The sequence below is a fragment of the Planctomycetia bacterium genome, assembly GCA_021413845.1.
Taxonomy (GTDB): Bacteria; Planctomycetota; Planctomycetia; order Pirellulales; family PNKZ01; genus PNKZ01.
In genome coordinates this window covers 1-1,578 of sequence record JAIOPP010000073.1, presented here as the reverse complement: position 1 = coordinate 1,578, position 1,578 = coordinate 1, and the positions used below count along the sequence as shown (strand labels likewise).

Here is a 1,578-nt window from a genome sequence, read left to right as displayed (position 1 = left end):
TGGTCTTCGACCCTAATACGATCATGGATCGCGCCACGTACGACAAGCCGTACGAATACTCGCAAGGCGTGCGGTACGTGTTCGTCAACGGCGTGCCGGCCGTTTTCGAAGGGACGCCGACTGGCGCCTTAGCCGGCAAAGCGCTGCGGCACGTAAGCTCCGCTATAGAATAGCCATCGTCGGTGCGGCTAGAGCGCATCACGTTTAAACATAGCGGTATCCGCAGTGTCGAAAGTAGTTTCGGCACTCGTCTTCGGAGAAGCGTTCGAGGAGTTCGCCGCAGCGTTTCCACAGTCCGGCGACGGTTCGCTCGGCGGCGCTGCGAATGAGCCACTTGAACTTGGCGAAGACCTGTTCGATCGGGTTGAGGTCGGGACTGTACGGCGGCAAGTAGAGTACCTCGGCCCCGACGCGTTCGATTGCCGCTTGCACGCCGGCAACTTTGTGCGAGTTGAGGTTGTCCATCACAACGACGTCGCCCGCGGCGAGCGTCGGCACGAGATGCTGCTCGACGTAGCCGCGGAACAGGTCGCCGTTGATCGCTCCGTCGACGACCAACGGAGCGGTCAGGCCCCTGGTTCGCAAGGCCGCCAAGAACGTCGTCGTCTTCCAGTGACCGTAAGGCACGTCGCAGACCAGTCGCGTGCCGCAGGGAGATCGACCGCGGGGCCGGGTCATGTTCGTTTTGACCCACGTCTCGTCGATAAACACCAACTTCTCCGGAGCGAAGCCTGCTTGGCGAAGACGCCACTGCGCACGACGATCCGCGACGTCCGGTCGTTGCTGCTCCGTCGCCCTCAGGACTTTTTTTTGAGCGTCAGCCGCAACTGCCGCAACGCCCGACAGAGCGTCATGCGGCTCAACTCCGTCGATAGTTCCGTCTGCAACTCAGCGAGCGTCAGATCGGGTTGTCGGGCGATGACGGCCTGAATCCGCTCCGCTTCGGCCGCCCACTTCGGCGTCCGACGACGCTTCGTGCAAGGGCCGAGTTTTCCTTGTTCGCGACGCTCTTGCTTCACACGACGAACCCAAGACTCGCTGACCTTAAACCGCAACGCTACCACCCGCGTTCCGACCCGGGCATCGCAAGCCGCCAACACTTCCCGACGTAGTTCCTTCGAGTAGGCCATCGCAATTCCTCCTTACGATTCGCCAGCCTACCCAGACGACGACGATGGCGCTAGGTTAAATTGAGATGCGCTCTAGGTACCGCACTTAAGCGAATTGCCGTTGCTTCAACGGAACGGCAGTTGCCTCCTTAGGTGCGACAATCCGAAGCATCTTGGAAGTCCACAAAAGGCTTCGGAGAACTATGCGACCGTACGGATTCTATTCATTCCGTTCTCGACCGACGTCCTAAGCCGACGTGCCTATCGGCCTGTTTAGTTTTCGCTTAAACGGCATGTCCGACCGTTGCAATCATTCGTCGATTTCGGCGCGAAGTTCGAGAACGTCCTGGTTTGTCTGATCTTCGCAAAGATCAAGCTGCTTGAGTGCCGCCGCTTCGCGATCGGTTTGCGCGAACACGCGTGCCAAGCCGAGTCGGGCGGAATCGCCCGCACCAAACTCGATCGCGCG

The 1,578-nt window shown here is 59.9% G+C and carries 1 protein-coding gene; it reads right to left on the bottom strand.

Annotated features, from left to right (window positions below; all coding sequences use genetic code 11):
* Positions 1-204 precede the first annotated feature (204 nt).
* A protein-coding gene (locus K8U03_13060; protein ID MCE9605818.1) for an IS630 family transposase occupies positions 205-1,136 on the bottom strand; the annotation gives its coding sequence in 2 pieces (ribosomal slippage) (positions 205-810 and positions 813-1,136; 930 coding nt in all).
* Positions 1,137-1,578 lie beyond the last annotated feature (442 nt).